Origin of the sequence: Ornithinimicrobium sp., assembly GCF_030537745.1 — a bacterium.
Taxonomy (GTDB): domain Bacteria; phylum Actinomycetota; class Actinomycetes; order Actinomycetales; family Dermatophilaceae; genus Ornithinicoccus.
Window position 1 is genome coordinate 1 of the sequence record NZ_JAUNVI010000018.1, and the last position, 20,818, is coordinate 20,818.

The 20,818-nt window shown below is 68.1% G+C and carries 23 protein-coding genes; 11 read left to right on the forward strand and 12 right to left on the reverse strand.

The annotated features are described in order from the left end of the window. Positions 1-679 (reverse strand): pyridoxal-phosphate dependent enzyme (locus Q4P07_RS05730; RefSeq protein ID WP_303373941.1); only part of this gene is annotated, 679 nt, incomplete at its 3' end. A gap of 131 nt (positions 680-810) precedes the next feature. Here Q4P07_RS05730 and Q4P07_RS05735 point away from each other — a divergent pair. Beyond that, positions 811-2,196 (forward strand): HNH endonuclease signature motif containing protein, encoded by a 1,386-nt coding sequence (locus Q4P07_RS05735; protein WP_303373942.1) that lies wholly within the window; start codon positions 811-813, stop codon positions 2,194-2,196. A 56-nt stretch (positions 2,197-2,252) separates the two neighbouring features. On the opposite strand, the gene Q4P07_RS05740 is transcribed toward Q4P07_RS05735, so the two are convergent. Then, positions 2,253-2,582 (reverse strand): carboxymuconolactone decarboxylase family protein, encoded by a 330-nt coding sequence (locus tag Q4P07_RS05740; RefSeq protein WP_303373943.1) that lies wholly within the window; start codon positions 2,580-2,582, stop codon positions 2,253-2,255. Between the two features lie 205 nt (positions 2,583-2,787). Between Q4P07_RS05740 and Q4P07_RS05745 the strand changes: the two genes are divergently transcribed. Further along, on the forward strand, positions 2,788-3,465 hold the full coding sequence (locus Q4P07_RS05745) for a hemolysin III family protein (RefSeq protein WP_303373944.1): 678 nt from the start codon (positions 2,788-2,790) through the stop codon (positions 3,463-3,465). On the opposite strand, the gene Q4P07_RS05750 is transcribed toward Q4P07_RS05745, so the two are convergent. Both Q4P07_RS05750 and Q4P07_RS05755 read right to left on the reverse strand, forming a co-directional pair. Further along, entirely contained in the window at positions 3,410-4,069 is a 660-nt protein-coding gene (locus tag Q4P07_RS05750; protein ID WP_303373945.1) for a GNAT family N-acetyltransferase, read from the reverse strand. The genes Q4P07_RS05745 and Q4P07_RS05750 overlap by 56 nt on opposite strands. Next, positions 4,066-5,205: a crosslink repair DNA glycosylase YcaQ family protein gene (locus Q4P07_RS05755; RefSeq protein WP_303373946.1), complete on the reverse strand. Its 1,140-nt coding sequence runs from the start codon at positions 5,203-5,205 to the stop codon at positions 4,066-4,068. The genes Q4P07_RS05750 and Q4P07_RS05755 overlap by 4 nt, the downstream gene beginning before the upstream one ends. 146 nt (positions 5,206-5,351) lie before the next feature. Between Q4P07_RS05755 and Q4P07_RS05760 the strand changes: the two genes are divergently transcribed. Beyond that, entirely contained in the window at positions 5,352-6,095 is a 744-nt protein-coding gene (locus tag Q4P07_RS05760) for a bifunctional 2-polyprenyl-6-hydroxyphenol methylase/3-demethylubiquinol 3-O-methyltransferase UbiG (protein WP_303373947.1), read from the forward strand. A gap of 27 nt (positions 6,096-6,122) precedes the next feature. Here Q4P07_RS05760 and Q4P07_RS05765 read toward each other — a convergent pair whose 3' ends face one another. After that, positions 6,123-6,542, reverse strand: coding sequence for a VOC family protein (locus tag Q4P07_RS05765; RefSeq protein WP_303373948.1), 420 nt, complete (start codon positions 6,540-6,542; stop codon positions 6,123-6,125). Between the two features lie 46 nt (positions 6,543-6,588). On the opposite strand from Q4P07_RS05765, the gene Q4P07_RS05770 reads away from it, so the two are divergent. Together Q4P07_RS05770 and Q4P07_RS05775 are read left to right on the forward strand one after the other, a co-directional pair. Beyond that, entirely contained in the window at positions 6,589-7,317 is a 729-nt protein-coding gene (locus tag Q4P07_RS05770) for a M50 family metallopeptidase (protein WP_303373949.1), read from the forward strand. Positions 7,318-7,330: 13 nt separating this feature from the next. Then, positions 7,331-7,957 (forward strand): rhomboid family intramembrane serine protease, encoded by a 627-nt coding sequence (locus Q4P07_RS05775; protein ID WP_303373950.1) that lies wholly within the window; start codon positions 7,331-7,333, stop codon positions 7,955-7,957. 230 nt (positions 7,958-8,187) lie between these two features. Here Q4P07_RS05775 and Q4P07_RS05780 read toward each other — a convergent pair whose 3' ends face one another. Together Q4P07_RS05780 and Q4P07_RS05785 are read right to left on the reverse strand one after the other, a co-directional pair. Then, positions 8,188-8,952 (reverse strand): DinB family protein, encoded by a 765-nt coding sequence (locus tag Q4P07_RS05780; RefSeq protein ID WP_303373951.1) that lies wholly within the window; start codon positions 8,950-8,952, stop codon positions 8,188-8,190. 40 nt (positions 8,953-8,992) lie between these two features. After that, complete coding sequence (locus Q4P07_RS05785; RefSeq protein WP_303373952.1) at positions 8,993-10,414, reverse strand: FAD-binding oxidoreductase; 1,422 nt, start codon at positions 10,412-10,414, stop codon at positions 8,993-8,995. 42 nt (positions 10,415-10,456) lie between these two features. On the opposite strand from Q4P07_RS05785, the gene Q4P07_RS05790 reads away from it, so the two are divergent. Next, entirely contained in the window at positions 10,457-11,077 is a 621-nt protein-coding gene (locus Q4P07_RS05790) for a class I SAM-dependent methyltransferase (RefSeq protein ID WP_303373953.1), read from the forward strand. Positions 11,078-11,172: 95 nt separating this feature from the next. Here the strand turns inward: Q4P07_RS05790 and Q4P07_RS05795 are convergent, their stop codons facing one another. The 5 genes from Q4P07_RS05795 to Q4P07_RS05815 form a co-directional block, all read right to left on the reverse strand. After that, positions 11,173-12,513: a TRAP transporter large permease gene (locus Q4P07_RS05795; RefSeq protein ID WP_303373954.1), complete on the reverse strand. Its 1,341-nt coding sequence runs from the start codon at positions 12,511-12,513 to the stop codon at positions 11,173-11,175. Next, positions 12,510-13,199, reverse strand: a complete 690-nt coding sequence (locus Q4P07_RS05800; protein ID WP_303373955.1) for a TRAP transporter small permease subunit — start codon at positions 13,197-13,199, stop codon at positions 12,510-12,512. The genes Q4P07_RS05795 and Q4P07_RS05800 overlap by 4 nt, the downstream gene beginning before the upstream one ends. After that, positions 13,196-14,296, reverse strand: coding sequence for a TRAP transporter substrate-binding protein DctP (dctP, locus tag Q4P07_RS05805; protein ID WP_303373956.1), 1,101 nt, complete (start codon positions 14,294-14,296; stop codon positions 13,196-13,198). Before dctP ends, Q4P07_RS05800 begins: the two co-directional genes overlap by 4 nt. 139 nt (positions 14,297-14,435) lie before the next feature. Then, positions 14,436-15,971, reverse strand: coding sequence for a carboxyl transferase domain-containing protein (locus Q4P07_RS05810; RefSeq protein WP_303373957.1), 1,536 nt, complete (start codon positions 15,969-15,971; stop codon positions 14,436-14,438). Then, on the reverse strand, positions 15,968-17,164 hold the full coding sequence (locus Q4P07_RS05815; RefSeq protein WP_303373958.1) for a CaiB/BaiF CoA-transferase family protein: 1,197 nt from the start codon (positions 17,162-17,164) through the stop codon (positions 15,968-15,970). The genes Q4P07_RS05810 and Q4P07_RS05815 overlap by 4 nt, the downstream gene beginning before the upstream one ends. A 72-nt stretch (positions 17,165-17,236) precedes the next feature. Between Q4P07_RS05815 and Q4P07_RS05820 the strand changes: the two genes are divergently transcribed. Genes Q4P07_RS05820 through mgrA form a run of 5 tightly spaced genes read left to right on the forward strand, consistent with a single transcriptional unit; the run spans position 17,237 to position 20,762 of the window. Then, positions 17,237-18,040 (forward strand): FadR/GntR family transcriptional regulator, encoded by an 804-nt coding sequence (locus Q4P07_RS05820; protein WP_368660251.1) that lies wholly within the window; start codon positions 17,237-17,239, stop codon positions 18,038-18,040. Further along, on the forward strand, positions 18,037-18,738 hold the full coding sequence (locus Q4P07_RS05825) for a maleylpyruvate isomerase family mycothiol-dependent enzyme (RefSeq protein WP_303373959.1): 702 nt from the start codon (positions 18,037-18,039) through the stop codon (positions 18,736-18,738). Before Q4P07_RS05820 ends, Q4P07_RS05825 begins: the two co-directional genes overlap by 4 nt. A 40-nt stretch (positions 18,739-18,778) precedes the next feature. After that, positions 18,779-19,288 carry a hypothetical protein gene (locus Q4P07_RS05830; protein ID WP_303373960.1) on the forward strand — a complete coding sequence of 170 codons (510 nt, stop codon included), beginning with the start codon at positions 18,779-18,781 and terminating at the stop codon, positions 19,286-19,288. Positions 19,289-19,323: 35 nt separating this feature from the next. Beyond that, a complete protein-coding gene (locus tag Q4P07_RS05835) occupies positions 19,324-19,683 on the forward strand; it encodes a DUF488 domain-containing protein (RefSeq protein WP_368660252.1) in 360 nt (119 codons plus the stop codon). 35 nt (positions 19,684-19,718) lie between these two features. After that, a complete protein-coding gene (gene mgrA / locus Q4P07_RS05840; protein ID WP_303373961.1) occupies positions 19,719-20,762 on the forward strand; it encodes an L-glyceraldehyde 3-phosphate reductase in 1,044 nt (347 codons plus the stop codon). The last annotated feature ends 56 nt before the right edge of the window (positions 20,763-20,818 follow it).

The window sequence follows — 20,818 nt, forward strand, 5'->3', positions numbered from 1 at the left end:
CAGAGGCATGAGCAGAGGCATGGGCCGGGCGCCGGTAGTAGGACACGACCGACTGTGCCAGGGACCCGACTCCGACCGGGACGGCGACCAGGTCGGGCGCCCGGCCAAGGGCGTCGTCAACCTCCTCCAGGAGGGTCGCGTAGCCGTCGACGATCCAGCGGGGGACTTCCTCATAACCGGGCCATGCGGTGTCCTGGACGAGCGCGCGGTCGCTTTCGCCGTCGGCATACTGCGCCGCGGTGCGCACCGCAGCGTCATAGTCGCCATCGATGCGCACCACCGCGGCGCCCTCGGACGCGATCAGTGCGGAGGTGTGCTCCAGCATGACCGCGGGGACGAAGATCGTGGCCCGAACGCCAAAATACCTAGCCAGGTGGGCTACCGCCCGGCCGTGGTTGCCGTCGGTCGCGGTGACTAGGTGCGCTCCCGGCCGCCGCTCGAGGACCTGCTGGCACGCCCAGGAGGCGCCGAGCACCTTGAAGGCGGGCAGCCCCAGACGAGAAGACTCGTCCTTGACGAGCAGGCGGCCGACCCTAAGCTCTGTTGCCAGGGAGGGCAGGTCCACCAGCGGAGTCGGCGCATAGCCGGGCAGCGTGCGGTGGAAGTCTCGCGCTGACTGCCCTGCGCTGCCGGAAGACCATTGACGCGCAGGAGCATTGGCATACCAACTCCTCATCATGGGCCGACCGTAGTAGACGCCACGGACAGTCCTTGGGCACCGCTCCCAGCCCGCAGAGTGTGCGACGTGCTGGTGTGTGCTGTTCTGAGAGTCCTGCGGGTATGTCGGTGGTTGGTGTTTGACTGGGTCTTATGAAGGAGTCGAGCAGCCTGGTGGAGCGGCTTGGCCTGGTGGGCCAGTCGGCCCTGGTGGGCGCCGTGACCGCAGCGGCTGCGGACGAGGCGGGGTGGGACCTTGCCGCCGACCGACCGGCAGACGCCGTCATGTCGGCCGGGAAGGCGGTGCTGGCGCGGGTGTCGGACCTGGCCGGGCAGGTGATGGTCACCGACGTGATAGCCCGGGACCGACTGCCGGTGGCCGATGACGGCGATGTGGCAGCCGGCCTGTTCGGGCTCTCGCAGTCGCTGGGCCGGATGGAGGCCTTGATGGTGGCCTTCGTGGTCCAGGCCCATGAGCGTCGGGCGTATGCCGAGACTGGTCTGTCGTTGCACGACTGGTTGGCGACCCGGTGCCTCTATCTGAGCCGCGGGCAGATCGACGACCTGGTGGTGGTCGCGACCAGCATCTCCGTCGGTGGGGTGTTCCCCTCGAAATGGGCGGCGGCCTACGGCCCTCTCGCGGCCGCGCTGCAGGAGCGGGGCCTGTCGCTGCGAAGGGCTGCGAAGGTGGTGCGGACGGCGGTGAAGGTCCGGCCCGTGTTCGACACGATCGAGGAGTTCACGGCGTTCATCGAGTCGCTGGTCGCGGTCGCGCTGCGCGGTGATGTGACCGACCATGACCTGGATCGACTTGCGAAGAAGGTCGTCACGACGGCGCTGCCGCCCAAGGACAAGGAATGCCGGGAGAAGGCCGCCCGGCTGATGCGCTCGGTGACCGAGGTCGAGCTTGCCGAGGGGGAGGTGGTCAGGTTCACTGTTACGACGGACGCGGCCGGCGCTGCGACCATCCGCGCGGTCCTCTCCTCACCGCTGGCCGCGCCGGTGCCGGACCCGATCCTGGGGATGGACGAACGCAGCGCGGGGCAGCGCCGCCACGATGCTTTGCTCACCGTGATCGGCAGGGGTGTCGCCTCTGCCGAAGGGGTCCCGACCACGGAGAAGGCGAAGGTCGTCATCACGATCGACTGGGAGGTCCTGCTCGAGCGGGTCAACGGCGCTGGCTTGACCACCACCGGCGAGGTGCTGTCTCCCGCGGCCGTCCGCAGGCTCGCCTGCGGTGCCGGGATCCTGCCGATGGTGCTCGGCACCGGCTCCGTCCCGCTCGACATGGGCCGGGAGACCCGCCTGGCCACCCCTTCGCAACTCAAAGCACTGTGGGTCCGGGACGAGGGCTGCAGTTTCCCGGGCTGCACCATTCCGCCCGGCTGGTGCGACGCCCACCACATCCTCTGGTGGGGCCGTGGTGGCCGCACCGATCTGGACCAGCTCACCCTCCTGTGCGGACGGCACCACACCATCGTCCACGACAAGGATCTGGCTGCGACCCTCGTCGACGGACACGTCTACTGGCACCTCTAGCGACCACGCCCCAGGCCCGGCGCCCCGCGCCGGGTCTGCTGGCCTGCGCCGGTGCCTCACATGTCGTGAACGGCGTCCAGCGCGAGCGCTGAGTGCGCGAAGGCGCCACCGGCCCGCATCTCTGCCGCGACCCAGATCGCTTCCATCAACTGCTCCTTGGATGCCCCGGCTTTCAGGGCTCCCTTAGAGTGTCCCCGGATGCAGTAGGGGCACTGGGTGGTGTGTGCCACCGCCACCGCGATCAACTGCTTGGTCTTCGCGTCCAGCGAGCCATCGGCAAATACCGCCTTGCTGAACGCGCTGAAGGCGGCGTGAGTCTCCGGCGCCAGGTCGCGTCGCTCACGCGACATTTCCGGGGTGGCCTGGGGATAGAGGTCGTCAGACATGAGGTGCTCCTTCGCACTCGATCGCGAGCCGCGTGGCGGGTCGGGGCGATCAGCTGGCGGCAGCGCTCCTTCCAAGATAGCCCGGCCGAAGCGGCGAGAGGGGTGGGCCTGCGGAGCAGCCCATCGCTTTTGCCCCGACGCAACTTAGGATGAGTCCCGACCGACGTGCACCGGCGTCGGCCGCCAAGAGCCGTTGGGAAGTGACATGGACACAGCCACCAGGAGCAGGGACGGCAGCATCCACGTCACCGACGAGCGCTTCAACACGGTCTCCCACCTCGTCGGGGCCTGCTTCGCCATCCTTGGCGCCGCGCTACTCATCGCCCAGGCCAGCGAGCAGAGTGACCCCTGGAAGATCGTCGGGTTGAGCATCTATGGCGCCTCGCTGGTCACCCTCTTCGTCTGCAGCACCCTGCACCACGGGCTCGACCGCGGACAGCGGTTCAACGACCTGCTGCGCACGCTCGACTACACCTCGGTCTTCTTCCTGATCGCGGGCACGGTGACACCACTGGTGCTGGTCTTCTTCCGTGACACCTTCGGGTGGACCGTCCTGGCAGCCGTGTGGGCGATCGCGGTGCTTGGAATTGTGCTGCGCTCGGTATGGCGATCGCTGCCGAAGTATGTGACGAACGCTTTGTACATCGCGCTGGGATGGATGCCGGTAGCCCTCATCGGCGCAGGTGCCTCGCTGCCGCTGGGCGCCTGGGTGCTGATGGCCGTCGGTGGCCTGATCTACAGCGTCGGCTTCGTGATCTACGTCATCGAGCGCCCCAACCTCGTGCCGGGAGTGTTCGGCTTCCACGAGCTCTGGCATCTGCTCGTGATCATCGCGGCGGCGCTGCACTTCGTCCTGATGTACCTCTACGTGCTTCCCGCCTGACCGTCGCGTCTGCGAAGTCGATCCGCAGGACGGCACGTCGTGTGGTGGGGCGGGAGACCTCCCTCAGCCCCGCATCTGCAAAGGTCGACACCGTCCCGACGTGCAACTCCTCCTCGAGGGCAGCGCCCGTCACCATCGGGTAGGCCTCCACTGCGCGAGCGCCGCGCTCGCGGGCATGGACCACAGCGGCCCGGGCCAAGTGAGCACTGATGCCTTGCTTGCGATGCCCGGCACGGACGAAGAGGCAGGTGATCGCCCAGACCGAGTCGTCGGCGCGGTCTTCCGCACGCCCCTGCCAGGGCACGGTGAAGACCCGCACCAGCCCCGAGTAGGCAGAGCGCGGCTCCACCGCGCACCACCCGACGGGTTCGTCGTCGAGATAGGCCACTAGACCACTGGTGCCAGGAGAGTCCGGGTCGGCGCACGCCGTCTGCTCGCGGAGTCGCGCGGCACGCTCCTCCGCGGGGAAGCTGCCGAAGGACTCACCGCGAGACAACTTGTAGCGCTGGCAGAAGCAACGGCTGCCTGCGCCACGGGTACCGAAGATCGCGGCCAGGTCGTCACCACTGGCCTCGTTGGCCGGGACGATGCGCAGCCGCGTCATCGCGTGCCGCCCAGATGCGTGGGCAGGATCGGCTCCAGGCCCAGCCATGCGGCCAGGTCATGGATCTGCTCGAGCACCCGATCTCGGCGCGATGCACTCCATACCCCGTCCTCATGAAGCGCGTCCACCCGCAACACCCCGGCCTTGGGGTCGGCGGTCGTGTCCAGCTTGCCGCAGAGCGTGTCGCTATCGAGGACGGGCAGCGCGTAGTAGCCCCACTTCCTCTTGGCCTTCGGCTTGTACATCTCCAGGATGTAGTCGAACTCGAGCAACTCGCGCATCCGAGTCCGGTCGAAGACGAGGCGGTCGATCGGGCAGAGCAGGGCGACGCGACCGTCCCAGGGTTGCTGGTCCAGATAGGACCCGTGCACGCGCCACGTGCCTTTGACCCCATCCACCACCGCTTCCTCACCGGCGTTGCCCGCGTCCAGGGACTCGGACGGGCACTGCGGTCCGCGGGGCCGAAGGATCCCCAGCGCTGCCAGGCGCCACTCGTCCTTCACTGTCTGCGCCTCTTCGATCGGGATGGTGGGCACGTCGGGATAGATGCGTTCCGCCAGGTCCCACAGCCGCTGTCCGCCCTCGCGCCCGGCCACGGCGATCTCGCCACGGGCGCCCATGAAATCAAGGAGTCGCTGGACGTTCTTCTCGTTGGTCCACCCGCTCGACTGCCACGGCACCTCGGTGTGGTCGGGGATCGCGCCCGTCGGGGCAGGACCCTCCGTCTCCAGGAGATCAAGGATGGCGCGTCGGGCGCGGTCGTTGGCCTCCACCCAGCGCGCGTTACTGACCTGCCAGGGCAGGGTCTCGCCCTTGCGTCCGGCCGGCGAGGGCCAGGTCTCCATCTCGGCACGGTAGAGCCCGATGTCCTCGCCGGATCGAATGTGGCCCAGGATCTCGATCAGGGTGCGGTCAGCGAGGTGAGCGTCCAGGTCGCCCTGGTCGTAGTCGCGCCCAAGCCGTGACCAGAGGACCAGGTGGTGGGCGGGAGCGACGGCCTTGACGGGGTCGATCTGCAGGTGTCCGAGCTCGCGGACGGTCTCCACTACGTCGCCGGGACGTTCCTTGGTCAGGAGCTGAGCTCTGATGAGGATGCGTCGGGCCTCGCGCCGCGACAGATGGTGCGGGGTGCTCATCGCGCCAGACTAGATCTGCTCGCGGACAGTTGTCGTCCGCACCGTTGACCAGCAGCGTCCCTGTCTCCGGCAGGGTGCCTCTCGTCGGCCGTCTCCAGCGCCAATCAGTTGGACGCCGCGCTAGCCACTCTCGTAGCGTCACGAGCGTGCCCGCCAACGAGTTCGATCATCCGTTGATCGCCGCTGCTTATGACATCGTGGATGGAACTCGTGACGACCTCGATATCTACGTGCAACTCGCAGCCGATCTGGGCGCCGGCGCAGTGCTCGACGTCGGCTGTGGGACAGGCACTCTGGCCATCCGGTTGGCCGAGGAGGGGTATGCGGTGACCGCCGTCGACCCGGCTGGCGCCATGCTTGACATCGCCCTCAGCAAGCCTGGCGCGCAAGGCGTGCGATGGGTCCATGGCACGGTCGATGACGTCGCCGGGCTGGCGAGCGCGCCCGGATTGCCCGCAGACCTGGCCGTCATGACCGGCAACGTCGCGCAGGTCTTCCTGACCGAGGAGGCCTGGCTCGCCACCCTGCGCACCATCCACGACAACCTTGCTCCCCGGGGCCACGTGGTCTTCGAGACCCGGATCCCGCAGCGGCGCGCGTGGGAGGACTGGGCGGCGGCGCCCGGCCCGATGAGCTACGTCGTCCCCGGCGTCGGCGAAGTGAGCGACACCTTCGAAGTTCGCAGCGTGGACCTGCCCTATGTGACGTTTTGCTCGGTCAGTCGACTCCCGGACGGGACCACCGTGAAAGCGGAGTCGACGTTGATCTTCCGACCCCTTTCCGAGCTGAAGCGCGCCCTGGGGACGGTCGGCTTCACCATCGTGGATGTGCGCGACGCCCCGGATCGGCCAGGACGGGAGTGGGTCGTCATCGCGCGGCGCGGGGCCTGATGCGCTGGTCGTGACGGGGGTGGCGTCTCAGCAGTGGTAGGCGGTGACGTGCCGCGGCTCGTAGAGCAGGATGTCGTCGGCCCCCGGCACCTTGAGCATGACGCCCAGGCCGAAGCCCATGTCTTCCTTCTGGGTCGCAAACTCGGCGCCGCGGTTGGTGAGTTCGGTCACGGTCGCCTCGAGGTCGTCACACATCAGGGTGAACTGGTGGCGACGCTCACCCTTCCACTCGCCGCTGATGGTGGGGTGGACGCCCAACTCGCTGGGCCCGGTGCCGAAGATGAGCCAGTCGGCGGGGTCCTGCGAGCCGGAGCCTTCTCCGTGTGGCTCCCCGTGGTCGCCATCGCCGGGCTCGGAGACGAACGGAAAGTGGAGCACGTCCTTGAAAAAGGCGCGCGTGGCGGCGGCGTCGTCGGAGTAGATCAACGTGTGCACCGAGGTGATCATGGCGTCAACCTAGCGCGGGCACAGGTCGACCTGCTATCTGTGGCGGGTGCTCAGCGACCTGTGGGACCGCGCCACGTCCACCGCGGTGCCGCTGTCGTGGCAGGTCAGCCTGTTCCTGGGCGCATTAGCTGTGGTGGTGACGTGGAGTCCGGTGGGCTATCGCGTGGTCCGGCATCTGGTCACCCTGCTCCATGAGGCTGGCCACGCGCTCGTCGCGGCGGCGGTGGGGCGCCGCCTGTCCAGCATCCGGCTGCACGCGGACACCTCCGGGGTGACGCTCTCTCGCGGGCGTCCGCGGGGCCCAGGCATGGTCGCGATGGTCGCGGCGGGTTATCCGGCGCCCGCGCTAGCCGGTCTGGGTGGGGCCTTCCTGCTGGGGGCCGGGTATGCCGCGGGGCTCCTCTGGGCGCTCGTCCTCACCTGCGCGGTCCTGCTGCTTCTGGTCCGCAACCTCTACGGGTTGTGGGTGGTCGCGGTCACCGGTGCGCTGGTGGCGTGGCTCTCCTGGGCGGCTTCTCCGCCCGTGGTGACGGGGGCTGCCTACCTGGTCGCCTGGTCCTTGCTCCTGGCCGCCCCGCGGTCAGTGGTCGAGCTGCAGCGGCAGCGGCGGCGACCGCGACAACCGCGAGGACGCGCGGGCAGTGGCGGTGCCAGCGACGCCGACCAGCTCGCCCAGCTCACCGGCCTTCCGGCACTGGTGTGGGTCGGGTTCTTCTGGCTGGTGTGCGCCGCTGCGCTGGCCGTCGGCGGGATGCTGCTGCTGCGCAACGCATGACAGGGTGAGGTCCATGACTTTCCGGTCCCTGGGTCGACCTGCACCATCAACCACCCGACCCGCACCGCGGCCGAGCCCGACCACCTGGTTGCAACGCGTCATACCTGTGTTTCTCCTCGTCGCGCTGATGTGGGTCAGCGAGATCGTCGACCTGTCCACCCCGCTGCGCCTGGATCAGTACGGCATTCGGCCGCGTGACCCCAGCCATCTCGTCGGGATCGTGCTCAGTCCCTTCTTGCACCTCGGCTTCGGGCACCTGCTGGCCAACTCGATCTCGCTGCTCGCGCTGGGCAGCATGCTCGCGCTGTCGACGCGACACTTGTGGCTGGTCACGGTCGGCGTCATCGTGCTGGGCGGGGCCGGCGTGTGGTTGTTTGCCGGTCCGAATACCGTGCACATCGGTGCCAGCGGCGTGGTCTATGGCTATGCCGCGTTCCTGGCGGTCTACGGCTTCGTCGCCCGGCGCCTGGGCTCAGCGGCGGTCGGCCTGCTGGTCATCGTGGTTTACGGGTCGATGGTGTGGGGAGTGCTGCCGCTGCGCGAGGGCGTCTCCTGGCAAGGGCACCTGTTCGGTGCCTTAGCGGGAGCGGCGCTGGCCGTCGCGTTGGGGCGCAGGGACCGCGCAGCCCGGCGGATCTGACGGCACCCGGGCATGCAGCGAGCCCCGACGGGGGACGATCGCGTCGAGGCTCGGCATGTCAATGATAACGAACCTCATCGCCCCTGCCGACCACCACCTGTCGGGGTGTCGGGGACGATCTGGATCTTCCCAGCAGGGCTGCCTGTGCTTTGCGTAGGCGCATCCCTCTGACGGCGGCGTCTTCGACGGGCCCCTGGCCAAGATCGCCGAGGAGGAGCGTCGCTGACCCGTCAGCCGGCTGCCTCGGCCACCTGCTTGAGCTTTTCGACGTAGTCCGACCACCAGTCCGCGTCATGCTCGGGCAGGTTGGAGATCGCCGGCATGAGTCCGCACGAGCCGTCCGTCAGCTCACGGACGATATCGGCCTGACCAAGATGGCGCGCGAGCTCGACGACGACATGCACGAGCACGTGGGCGAAGGTCACCGGATCTTCCCCCCACCACGGCACGTGACCGGTCGCATCGAGGTCGAGCTCGTCGATGGTGGCGTCCGCGTGCGCCCATACGACGGTGGCCAGATCACGCACCGAGCCGATCGTCTCCTCGGCCCACGCCCACATGTCGGCATTGTCCGGCGCGTCCTCGCTCGACCAGGGCAGGGTCAAGGGGAAGGGCCGGTCGAAGACGAACCCGAAGTATTCCGACTCCACGCTCGCCACGTGCTTGAGCAGGCCGAGCAGGTTGGTCCCGGTCGGCGTCATCGGCCAGCGTGCGTCGCGCTCCCCGAGACCGTCGATCTTCCACAGCAACGTCTCGTGCAGGCGATGCAGGTAGCGAGCGAGGACATCCTTGACTGCGCCTGTGGGGTCGTCCTCGCCCTGGCTCACCGCGAGGTGGCCGATCGTCTTGGAGGTCGAGTCCGTCAGCGGGAACTCGACCGCAGCGCGCAGATCCATCTGGGCCACGGCTCCCGCCCAGTAGCGAAGGGTCCGTCCCGCCTCGGCGGCCGTGTCCTCGCCCAGGGTGTCAAGGTCGATGTCGAGTGTGAGTCTCATCCCTGCAGTCTGCCCATGCCGGCCGCGCTGTGCACGCGTTTTAGCTCGGGTCTGGCACCGGGATCACTTTGCCGGGGTTCAGGATCCCGTGCGGGTCCAGCGCCGCTTTGACCGCATGGTGCATCGCGAGCGTGGTCGGTGACAGCTCCCGCAGCAGCCCGGGGAGCTTGAGCAGTCCGACGCCGTGCTCGCCGGTGACCGTGCCTCCCATCTGCAGGGTTGCGGTGATCACCTCCTCGAATGCGGCCTGCGCGTGCGCCTTGGCCTCCTCGTCGTTCGGCGGCACGATGAGGAGCGGGTGCAGGTTGCCGTCCCCGACGTGGGCGACGTTGGCGATGGTCACGTCATACCGCTGGGCGATCTCCTCGATCCGGCTCAACATCTCCGGCACCTTCGCCATCGGCACGCACACGTCCTCGGTCAGGACGGGGCCGAGGCGCTCGACCGCGGGATAGGCCAGCCGCCGCGCGGCATAGAGGGCTTCGGACTCCTGCGGATCGCTTGATTGTGCGACGAAGGTCGCCCCCGCCTCCTCGAAGCACTGCACCAGCCCGGTGGCTTCAGCCAGACCGCCGTCCCCAGGCACATCTGTCCGGGCGATCAGCACGATCTCGGCCTCGACCGACAATCCCATGTGCTTCCACGCATCGACGGCCGCGAGGCAGTGCTTGTCGACCAACTCGAAGGTCGACGGCACCAGCCCCGCCGCCGCGACCGCACGCACCGCGTTGCCGGCATCGACCACAGAGGTGAAGTAGCCAGCCACCGTGATCGGCTCGGCAGGCAGGGGGCGCAGGCGCAGCACCGCTTCGGTCACGATCGCCAGCGTCCCCTCGGACCCGACGATCAACGAGCACAGGTCATAACCGGCTACCCCCTTGGCGGTCCGCCGTCCGACCCTCGTGAGCTCTCCGGCGGCGGTGACGATCTCCAGCTCGAGGACGTAGTCGCCGGTCACGCCATACTTCACGCAGCACATCCCGCCAGCGTTAGTGGCGATATTGCCGCCGATCGTGGACCAGGGAGAGCTGGCCGGGTCCGGCGGATACCAGAGGCCCTGCTCGGCGACCGCGGCCCGCAGGTGGTCGTTGACCACGCCCGGCTGCACGCGCACCCAGCGCTCGACAGTGGAGACCTCCAGCACCCTGGTCATCCGCTCCAACGACAACATCAGGGCGCCGTCGACCGCGTTGGCCCCGCCCGAGAGTCCCGTGCCCGCACCACGCGCGATCACCGGCACGCGGTGCTCGGCGCACCAGGCGACCGCCGCGCGCACCTGCTCGCTCGTCTCCGGACGCACCAGCGCGAGAGGTCTGCCGTACGGCGCCCACTCCGCGTCGTCGTGGGCATAGCTGGCGAGCACGTCGGGGTCAGTCACCACCAAGTCTGCGCCCACGGCAGCGACCAGCGCGGAGAGGTCGGTGTCGGCCCGCGTCGGGGGGAGGGTTGCGTCGTCTGCCATACCGCCAGTATGGCGACCGGTGCGCGGTGGCAGGCTCACCCCATGGGCACTGATCATTTCAACAGCAAGGCGGCAACCTGGGACCAGGATCCGGACAAAGTCGTCCGGGCCGCAGACGTTGCGGCGGCGGTGGCCGCCACCGTCCCGCTGGGCTCGCAGACCCGGCTCCTGGAGTATGGCGCGGGCACCGCCCTGGTGAGTCAGGCGTTCGGGGACCAGGTGGGCAGCCTGACCTTGGTCGACAACTCCTCCGGGATGCGGGCCGTGATGCTCGACAAAGTCGAGGCGGGCACCCTGCCGCCCGGGACGCGGATCTGGGACCTCGACCTGGAGCACGACGTGCCAGCCCCCGCGGAACGCTTCGACGTGGTCGTCAGCTCACTGGTGCTGCACCACGTCCACGACCTGGCCCGCGTGCTGTCCGGTTTCGCCACTCTGCTGCAGCCCGGTGGTTGGGTTGCGATCGCGGACCTGGACACCGAGGACGGCTCCTTCCACTCGAACACCCACGACTTCGACGGACCTCATGGCTTCGACCGGGCGGCGCTGACCGCAGCCTTGGAATCGGCAGGCTTCGTCGAGGTGAGCGTCGTGAACTGCACGACGATCACCAAGGACGAGACGGACTATCCAGTCTTCCTCGCCACCGCACGGCGACCCTGAGCCAAACGCCACCGCGCCAGGGCCTTAGCCAACGACGAGCTGGCGGCCCCAGGGGACCGCCAGCTCGTGGATCGGGCAGACGTGCTGTCGGGACGCTAGTAGAGCAGGTTGGGCAGCACCAACACGATCTGCGGGAAGATCGAGAACAACACGATCGCCAGGCTCAGCACGAAGACGTAGGGCAGCGACCCGAGCAAGATCTCCTTGAGCGGGATATGCGGCGCGATGCCCTTGAGCACGTAAAGGTTCAGCCCGACCGGTGGGGTGATCAGACCCATCTCCATGTTGATCGTCATGATGACACCGAACCAGATCGGATCGAATCCTTGCGCCAGGATCATCGGCAGCAGGATCGGCGTGGTCATCACGATGATGGACACCGGGGGCAGGAAGGCACCCATGACGAGCAGCACCAGGTTGATCAGCAGCAGGACGACCCAGCGATTCAGGTCTGCGTCACTGACCAGCGTAGCCAGGTCCTGGGGGACCCGTAGATAGCTCAGCACCGTCGCGATGACCGCCGAGAACGCGGTGATCATCAAGATCATCGTGCTCTGGTTGGTCGACTCCAGCAGCACATTCATCAGCTGCTTGCCGGTCAGGTCGCGGTAGAGAAGGGTGACCATGATCCACACCAGCAGGGCGCCGATGGCCGCCGCCTCGCTCGGGGTGGCGATGCCGCGGTAGAGCACCACCAGCACCAGACCGATGAGCAGCGCGAACGGCAGTGTCTTGGCCAGGCTCATGAACCGGAAGGCCCAGGTATAGGTGCGCTCCTGATGTGCCTCCCGGGCCTCGACCAGGCTGGAGACATGCTTGGAGAGGCGCCGGTCCTCCATGGTCTGCGCGATGTAGATCCAGATGCAGAACATCACCGCCAGCACGATGCCTGGCAAGATTCCGCCGGCGAAGAGCTGACCGATCGACTGCTCCGCGGCGATGCCGTAGAGGATCAGCGTCACGCTCGGGGGGATAAGGATGCCGAGCGTCCCGCCAGCGGCCACGGCACCCGTGGCGATCCGGTCGGAGTAGCCGCGTTTCTCCATCTCCGGCACCGCGACCCTGCCGATAGCGGCAGCAGTGGCCGCGCTTGACCCGGTCAGCGCGGCGAAGAGGGTCGAGGCGGCGACCGAGCTCATCGCTAGCCCGCCTCGGACCCGGGACAGCCACGCCTCGCCAGCCTCGAACAGTTGCGTGCTCGCCTTGGAGCCACCGAAGAGGTTGCCCATGAGCACGAACAAGGGGATGGCGAGGAGGCTGAAGTCGTTGACTGAGTCGAAAGTCATCTTGCCGAACAGCTCGAGCTGCGCGGGACCGAGGAAGAGGAAGATGGACAGCAGAGCGGTGATGGCGAGCGCGAACGCGATCGGCATACCCAAGAAGAAGAGCACCATCGCCATCAGACCGATGATGCCGCCTTGGGCCAGTGAGCTCATGAGCGCTCCCCTTGATTCTCGGATCCGTCGGTCGTGGAGCGCCTCCCGGCATGGGGCGGCGGGTCGTGCTCGTGGAGCGCTGCCTCTAGCTCGAGGTCAGCCATGACCTGGGCGAGCTCGCTGGTGCCGGACATCATGGACACCTTGGACAGGGGAATCTTGCCCATCAGCCCGAGGACTGCCTCGATGATCATCGCGATGAACTGCAGCGCCACCAGCAGCATCCCCATCGGCAGGATCGCGTAGGCGATCCACAGCGGGAACCGGAAGGCCGTCGCCGATTTGTAGTTGAAGAGATACGCCTCCTGCCAGTTGTTGAAGGAGGTCCAGAAGACCACCAGCACGACGCCAATGCACAGGAGCGCATTGATGATCCGCATGATCAGCTGAGGTCGCTGTGGCAACGCGTTGATAGCCAGGTCGACCCCGACGTGGGCATGGTGCTTGAGGCCGTAGGCGGCCCCGACGAAAGTCACCAGCATCATCAGGTAGATCGTCGACTCGGTCTGCCAGATCGTCGGCGCCTTGAAGAAGTAGCGGGTGACGACGGCGTGCGTGGTGATCAGGGTGGCGGCCACCAAAGCGATGGCCGACAACCAGCCGGACGCCTCAGAGAGCCAACCGACCCACCGCACGATCCTTGGCGGCCGGTACTCCTCCTCGACTGGCGCGGAGGTCGCGCTCACCGTCCCTCGCGAAGCTTCAGGGCCAGGTCGAGGAACTTCTGGCCACCGTCGACATTCTTGGCGTAGTCGTCCCACTGCTTCTTGGCCAGCGGGAGCCAGGCCTCAAAGTCGGCGTCGCTCATGGTGACGACATCGACACCGGCATCCTTGAAGATCTTCTCGACCCGGGCGTCGTCCTCCTGGGATGCAGTGTAGGCGTACTCCTGCAGGTCCTTTCCGACCTTCAGCACGGCGTCCTGCTGCTCGGCGCACAACTTGTCGAACGCCTCGGTGGTGACGACGAGAGGCTCATACATGAACCAGAAGGTGTGGGTGGTCGGCGAGGTGAAGGACGTCACCAGCTCCTGCAGGTTGTAGGACGCGAACGACCCGGTCGAGGTGACCGCGGCATCCAGGATGCCGGTCTGCATCGCCGTGTAGATCTCCGAGCTGGGCAGCGAGGTGATGCCCGCGCCAGCGTCCTCGAGCATGTGCTCGACGTAGGTCCCGGCGGCGCGCATCGTCATACCACCCTTGATGTCATCGGGTCGCAGGATCGGGTCGCCCTTGACCCCGATGGCTCCGGCATTCCATACGTCGGTCAGCGCGACGAGGCCGTTCTCCTTCATGTGCTCATGGACTGCCTGGCCGATCTCGCCGCTGTCCCAGGCCTTGGCCTCGTCGTGGCTCTGCACCAGGGCAGGCATCAGGGTGATCGACCACTGCGGGACACGCCCTGAGGCATAGTCGAGCGGGAAGACGGAGGCGTCGATCGCGCCGGTCATCATCGCGTCGTACTGCTCGGTCGCCTTGGACAGCGTGCTGTTGGGGTAGACGGTCACCTTGACCTTGCCGTCGGTCTCCTTGTCGACGCCTTCGGCGAACTTCGTGGCGATCAGGGCGCGGAAGTCGCCGTCCTCGGCGGCGGGCTCGGGCCACTGGTGGGAAAGCCGCATCGCGACGTCGGTGCACTCACCAGCGGCAGCATCGCCGGTGGCCGCGCCGTCGCCGGTGCCCGTGTCGGTCTTGGTGCCGGAGCCGGGGGCGCAGGCGGTCATGCTCAGTGCGGTGGCCATGGCTAGCGCCGCCGTGAAGACGCGGGATCGAGTGGGGGTCATTGGTCTCTCCTGAGGGGGTGATGGCTGGTTCTTGACAGGGATGGGGATGCACTGCGGGGGGAAGGAACGCTCAAGGGTATGTCGTGGCGGCACCCTGCCGGGCGATGTCTCCTTGGTCTGCGGGCACAGGGTCTGGAGGTCACCTCATCCGCCGGTAGCGATCCTGGCGGGCAGCCAGGCGTTCGTCGCGCGGCTGCGCGAGCAGGTCGCGCAGGTGGGCGGCGGTGGCACCGGCGATGCGGCGACAAAACTGTTCGGGCTCTTCTGCCGCGTCGGGTCGTTCCGGGACGATCTCGTCGACCGCGCCCATCGCGACGAGATCGACCGCGCGGATGTGGTGCGACTCGGCCATCTGCGCGGCCTTGCTGTCGTCGCGGTAGACGATGGCGCTGGCCCCTTCGGGAGGAAGCGGGGCGATCCAGCCGTTCTCCGCGCACACGGTCCGGTCAGCGGGCAGGAAGGCGAGTGCGCCGCCGCCCGTGCCCTCACCCAAGATGATCGAGACTACCGGGACCTCGACGGTCGCCAGGCTGGCCAGGCACCGAGCGATCTCGCCCGCCATGCCGCCGTTCTCAGACTCCGTGGACAAGTCCGCCCCCGGAGTGTCGATGACGGTGATGAGGGGCAGGTCGAGCTCTTGGGCCAGCGCAAACCCACGCTGGGCCACCCGGAGCGCGGCCGGACCGAGCGAGGAATCTTCCTGAGCCTGACGGTCCTGACCGACGAGCACGCAGGAGACGCCGCAGAAGCGTGCCAGGCCGAGGATGACAGTGAGGTCGGACTCCCCCGACCCAGTGCCGCGCAGAGGGATGAAGGTGGTGGTGGCATGCGTGAGCAGTTCACGCAGCCCGGGTCGGTCGGGCCGCCGGGTCGCTTCCACCGAGGACCACGCTGGGCGCGCATCGTCGACGGACCCGTCCGAGTGCTCACCGACGGGTTCCTGGGGCGACATGAGCACCTCAAGCGCCGCGATCGCGACGGACCGCAGCTCGGGCAGCGGCACGATGCCGTCGATAATCCCTCGCCGGGTGAGATTCTCCGCGGTCTGGACCCCTTCAGGGAAGGACTCTCCCTTGATGATCTCCCGCACGCGAGGCCCGAGGAAGCCGATCAGGGCGCCCGGCTCAGCGACCGTGAGGTGGCCGAGCGAGCCCCAGGATGCCAGCACCCCGCCGGTGGTGGGATGGCGCAGGTAGACCAGGTAGGGCAGCCCGGCGCGTCGGTGCGCTGCGACTGCCTGACCGATCTTGACCATCTGGACAAAGGCCGGGGTCCCCTCCTGCATCCGGGTGCCTCCGGAGGAGGGTGAAGCCAGCAGGGCAAGCCCCTCGGCGGTGGCTCGTTCGAAGGCCAGGGTCAGCCGCTCACTCGCGGCGGACCCGATGGAGCCGGCCAAAAAGCTGAACTCCGTCGCAGCGACCGCGACCCGTCGGCCGTCGAGTCGCCCCTCGCCGGTCACGACCGACTCGTCCAGGCCGCTCTTCTGACTCGCACGAGCCAGTTGGTCGGGGTAGTCCGGCCCGGCGTCTGGCTCGCTCATCGGCACGTCCCAGGACTGGAAGGACCCCGGGTCCAGCACGGTCGCCAGCACGTCGAGCGCGTGCGGGCGAGGAGGACGGCTGGCCCTGTCGACGGTCGGCGACGGCGCAACGGTGGGCGATGGTGCAGGCGTCATCGGAGGCTGTCCTTCTCGAGCCAGGCGCGGATCTGGTCACCGTGCTGGTCCAGCAGCGGCGGACTCTGGTGGCTGGTCGGCGTCGTCTCCTCGCCGTCCGGGGTGAAGAACCGTAGTGGCGGTCCGGGCAGGTCGATCGGGCCCAGCGTCGGATGGTCGACCCCGACGATGAGGCCCTGCGAGCGCGTCTGGTCCCACTCGTAGACCTCCTGCAAGTTGCGCACCCGTCCGGAGGGGACGCCAGCGGCCTCGAGCCGCCGGAGCAGCTCGTCTCCGTCGATGGTGGCGAAGGTCGACTCCAGCAAGGTGATCACGTCCTGGCGGTGCTCCACCCGCTCGGAGTTCGTCGCCATACCTGACGCCAGCGGGTCCAGCCCGAAATCGGCGCACAGACGCTGCCAGAGACTCTCGTTGCCGCAGGCGATCTGGACGGCCCCGTCCCGGCAGTGGAAGAGGCCGTAGGGGCAGATCGAGGGATGGTGGTTGCCCTGGGCGGCAGGCACCTCGTTGGCCACCGTCCACCGGGTGCCCTGGAAGGCGTGCACGCCGACGATCGAGGCGAGCAACGAGGTCCGTACTACCTGGCCGCGCCCTGTGCGCTCGCGCTCGAGAAGAGCGGCCAGCACGCCGTAGGCGCCATACATGCCGGAGAGTAGATCCCCGATCGGCACCCCGACGCGTTGCGGGTCATCGGGTCCGGAGCCGGTCATCGACATCAGCCCGGCCTCGCCCTGGGCGATCTGGTCATAGCCGGGGCGGCCGCCCTCGGGTCCGTCATGCCCGAAACCGGAGATCGACAGGACGACCAGGCGTGGATTCAGCTCGTCCAGGACGGTGGTGGGGAAACCCAGGCGGTCGAGCACGCCGGGGCGGAAGTTCTCCATGAGCACGTCGCAGTGCCGGATCAGCTCGGTGAGGGTGCTGCGTCCTTCGTCGGACTTGAGGTCCAGCGCGATGGATTCCTTGTTGCGGTTGCAGGACAAGAAGTAGGTGGCGACGTCTTCCCCGTCGCTACCCGTCACGAAGGGGGGGCCCCAGGAGCGAGTCTCGTCTCCGCGCTGTGGTGCCTCCACCTTGATGACGCGGGCGCCGAGGTCAGCGAGCATCATCGCCGCGTGCGGCCCTGCCAGCGCCCGGGTGAGGTCGAGCACCGTGACGCCCTGAAGCGGGCCATCGTGGACAGGCTGTGTCATGCGGCACCTTTCGAAGTGGGTCAGTGGCTTAGCCTCTAGTCAACCAGACTGCTTTGTCAATAGACTGCGCTCATGAGTCCACGCGGCAGGGGCGTCCGGGGTAGACAGCTGGCGAGTGCCGGCGACCCCGAGCACAGCGCTACGACGACCGTCCCGGGTCGGATGATGCGGCCACGTCTTTACGAGCAGATCGTGGAGGAGCTGCTCACCCATATCCGCCGGGAGAAGCTGCATGCCGGGGACAAGCTGCCTCCCGAGCGCGACCTCGCGCAGGCCCTCGGCGTGAGCCGCGCCTCCCTTGCCCAGGCCCTCGTCGCGCTGGAGGTCGTCGGTGTGCTGCAGGTCCGGCACGGCGAAGGGGCGGTGATCCTGGAGGCCGCGCCCCCCCATGGCGCGCTGCTCGCGGCGGTTCGTCAACATCAGGACACGCTGCCGGACATCATCGACGCCCGGTCCGCACTGGAGGCCAAGCTGGCGTCGCTGGCGGCCCAACGCCACGTCCCGGAGGACATGCAGGCGATCGACGACGCGCTGGCGTTGATGGAGCGGCAGGTCAACAGCGGTGAGCGGGCCCTCGAGGGGGACCGCGCCTTCCACGAGGCGGTCACGCGCGCGGGGCACTCCCGGATCCTGGCGCGCCTGATGGGCGAGATCAGCTCCTTGATCCTGGAGACCCGGATCGAGTCGCTGTCACAGCACGGACGGCCTGCGGAGTCGCTGGAGCAGCATCGCCTGGTCGCGGAGGCGATCCGCTCCCGCGACGCGATGGGCGCCGCGATCGCGATGATCCGGCACATCGACACGGTGTCCGACGTCGCCTTCCTGCGGCCGTACGAAGAAGAGCAGGACATCGCGTCAGAGGCGGGCGTGGGATGACTCACCGTGCGGCCGACAACCTGGACCTGCTGGACCACGAGAGCGCCAAGCTCCTGACCACGGTCGAGGGTTTGACGACGCAAGACCTCGCGAGGGCGACCCTGTGCACAGGGTGGACGGTCGGGCACGTCCTGACCCACTTGTCCCGCAACGCAGAGGCGCTGCTCAACCTGGTGCGCTGGGCCGTCGACGGCCAGGAGCGAGACTCCTACGCCTCGGATGCGGCCAGGACGGACGACATCGAGGCCGGCGCGGGCCGGCCACTGCAGGACATCGTGAGCGACCTCCGCTCCAGCGGGGAGCGTTTTCGACAGGAGGCCGAGCAGTTGCGCGGCCCGGCCGGCGAAGCCACCGTCCTCAGCCGCCTCGGGACGCCGGTCACCGGGGCTCAGGTCATCGCGATGCGCAGCCTGGAAGTCGTCTTCCACCACGTCGACCTCCGCGTCGGCTACACCTTCGACGACGCCGATCCCGCATGGGTGGCACGCACCATGCGCGGCGGGGCCAGGCGCTGGGACGCGCTCCCGCAGGCTCCCGGACTCACCCTGCGGCCGAGCGGACTGGCGCCTATGGACATCGGCGGAGGCGGGTCAGCGGTCAGCGGCACGGCGGGTGCCCTGCTGCTCTGGCTGGCCCGAGGTCGGGCCGATGGTCTGAGCAGCGAGGCAGAGCTGCCCTCCCCGCCGCCCTGGGCCTGAACCGCCGGATACTGGAGGCGTGCGAAGGATGAATGTGCAGATGGATACAGACAGCGGGGAGCGACCTGGTCCTGACCTGTCCATCTCTGCCCACCGGTGGCGGGCGCTGCGCCCCTTTGCCGCGGTCGCTCTCCTCGCCGTCGTCGTGGGGGGATTGGTAGCGGCGCTGACGGGACCACTGAGCTGGCCCGACGGATCCTGGGCGGCGGCATACCTCGTGCTCGTGGTCGGGGTCGCCCAACTTGTGCTGGCCGCGGGTCGGATCTGGCTTCCCGAGCACCTCACCGCCAGGCGCTCCCGGCTGTGGGCGGAGCTAGCGGCCTGGAACCTCGGCAGCCTCGCCGTGCTGGCCGGGACGATGGGGGAGTCGGTATGGGCCGTCGCGCTCGGCAGTCTCCTCCTGCTCGCGGCGCTCGCCTCGTGGGCGGAGGCGGCTCGTCGGCCGCGCCACGGGCACCGGACCGTGGCGGCGGGCTATCTACTTTTCCTCGCCTTCCTCATCCTCAGCGTGCTCGTGGGCACCGCGATCTCCGTGAGCCGCCACGCCTGAGGTGGTAGGAAGAAGCCAGAGGCAAGGAGCGCGTCGTGACGACACCCAAGGTGCAGATCAAGCGGATGTATGAAGACCCCTCGCCCGATGACGGTCAGCGGGTGCTCGTCGACCGGATCTGGCCGCGAGGCGTGAGCAAGCAGCGGGCCGCGCTGGACGAATGGTGCAAGGAGGTAGCGCCGTCGACCGCGCTGCGAAAGTGGTACGACCACGACCCGGACAAGTGGCCTGAGTTTGCCACGCGTTATCGGGCCGAGCTGAAGGAAAAGGAGCGCGCCGCCGCGTTCGACTCGCTCCGGAAGCGGGCGCGCGAGGGCAGGTTGACCCTCCTGACCGCGAGCAAGGCGAGCGAGATCAGCGATGCCGCCGTGCTCGCGGAATTGCTCAACGACTGAGACGATCGCCCTACCTACCGAGTGGAGTTATCTGGATGAGCACCTTCCCGGCCGATGATCGCTACGACTCCATGACCTACCGCCGGACCGGACGGTCCGGCCTGGTGCTGCCGGCGGTGAGCCTGGGCCTGTGGCACAACTTCGGGCACGACGTGCCGGTCGAGCGGCAGCGGGACATCTTGCGCACCGCCTTCGACCACGGCGTGACGCACTTCGATGTGGCCAACAACTACGGGCCGCCATCGGGAAGCGCCGAGGAGAATTTCGGTGAGCACCTGCGCAGAGACTTCGCCGTGCTGCGCGATGAGCTGGTCATCTCGAGCAAGGCCGGGTGGGACATGTGGCCCGGCCCCTACGGTGGCATCGGGGGATCCCGCAAATACCTGATCAGCAGTCTGGACCAGTCGCTGCGGCGCATGGGACTGGACTATGTCGACATCTTCTACCACCACCGACCCGACCCGCAGACCCCGCTGGAGGAGACGATGGGCGCGCTGGACCAGATCGTCCGCAGCGGCCGAGCGCTCTATGTCGGCATCTCCTCCTACTCCGCGCAGCGCACCCGCGAAGCGGCGGCCATCCTCGCCGACCTGGGAACCCCGCTGCTGATCCACCAGCCGTCCTATTCGATGCTCAACCGCTGGATCGAGACTGAAGGCCTGGTCGAGGTGCTCGACGAGCTTGATGTGGGGTGCATCGCGTTCTCACCGCTGGCGCAGGGGATGCTCACCGACCGCTACCTCGACGGAGTCCCGGAGGACTCGCGCGCCGCCCAGAGCAAGTCCCTGGGGAGGGGCATGCTGACCGAGGAGGCCCTGGGCCACATCCGCTCGCTCAATGACCTCGCCCGCGAGCGTGGACAGACGCTGGCCCAGATGGCGCTGGCGTGGGCGCTGCGGTTGCCCCAGATCACCTCCGTCCTGATCGGGGCCAGCAGCGCCGCGCAGATCAAAGCCAACCTGGGCGCCCTCGCCAACCTCGACTTCTCCGATGAAGAGTTGAGCGCGATCGAGGCGCATGCCGTCGACAGTGGCGTCGACATCTGGCGGGCTGCCCGCAAGAGCGACGGTCGCGACTGACCCGCGACCGGCCTACGCACAGCATGGGCAACTCACCACATTGCTGACAGGCAGAG

Coding starts and splice junctions, on each gene's coding strand:
- Q4P07_RS05735 (WP_303373942.1), top strand. CDS start 811: ATGAAGGAGTCGAGCAGCCTGGTGGAGCGGCTTGGCCTGGTGGGCCAG.
- Q4P07_RS05740 (WP_303373943.1), bottom strand. CDS start 2,582: ATGTCTGACGACCTCTATCCCCAGGCCACCCCGGAAATGTCGCGTGAG.
- Q4P07_RS05745 (WP_303373944.1), top strand. CDS start 2,788: ATGGACACAGCCACCAGGAGCAGGGACGGCAGCATCCACGTCACCGAC.
- Q4P07_RS05750 (WP_303373945.1), bottom strand. CDS start 4,069: ATGACGCGGCTGCGCATCGTCCCGGCCAACGAGGCCAGTGGTGACGAC.
- Q4P07_RS05755 (WP_303373946.1), bottom strand. CDS start 5,205: ATGAGCACCCCGCACCATCTGTCGCGGCGCGAGGCCCGACGCATCCTC.
- Q4P07_RS05765 (WP_303373948.1), bottom strand. CDS start 6,542: ATGATCACCTCGGTGCACACGTTGATCTACTCCGACGACGCCGCCGCC.
- Q4P07_RS05775 (WP_303373950.1), top strand. CDS start 7,331: ATGACTTTCCGGTCCCTGGGTCGACCTGCACCATCAACCACCCGACCC.
- Q4P07_RS05780 (WP_303373951.1), bottom strand. CDS start 8,952: ATGAGACTCACACTCGACATCGACCTTGACACCCTGGGCGAGGACACG.
- Q4P07_RS05785 (WP_303373952.1), bottom strand. CDS start 10,414: ATGGCAGACGACGCAACCCTCCCCCCGACGCGGGCCGACACCGACCTC.
- Q4P07_RS05790 (WP_303373953.1), top strand. CDS start 10,457: ATGGGCACTGATCATTTCAACAGCAAGGCGGCAACCTGGGACCAGGAT.
- Q4P07_RS05795 (WP_303373954.1), bottom strand. CDS start 12,513: ATGAGCTCACTGGCCCAAGGCGGCATCATCGGTCTGATGGCGATGGTG.
- dctP (WP_303373956.1), bottom strand. CDS start 14,296: ATGACCCCCACTCGATCCCGCGTCTTCACGGCGGCGCTAGCCATGGCC.
- Q4P07_RS05810 (WP_303373957.1), bottom strand. CDS start 15,971: ATGACGCCTGCACCATCGCCCACCGTTGCGCCGTCGCCGACCGTCGAC.
- Q4P07_RS05815 (WP_303373958.1), bottom strand. CDS start 17,164: ATGACACAGCCTGTCCACGATGGCCCGCTTCAGGGCGTCACGGTGCTC.
- Q4P07_RS05820 (WP_368660251.1), top strand. CDS start 17,237: ATGAGTCCACGCGGCAGGGGCGTCCGGGGTAGACAGCTGGCGAGTGCC.
- Q4P07_RS05825 (WP_303373959.1), top strand. CDS start 18,037: ATGACTCACCGTGCGGCCGACAACCTGGACCTGCTGGACCACGAGAGC.
- Q4P07_RS05830 (WP_303373960.1), top strand. CDS start 18,779: ATGGATACAGACAGCGGGGAGCGACCTGGTCCTGACCTGTCCATCTCT.
- mgrA (WP_303373961.1), top strand. CDS start 19,719: ATGAGCACCTTCCCGGCCGATGATCGCTACGACTCCATGACCTACCGC.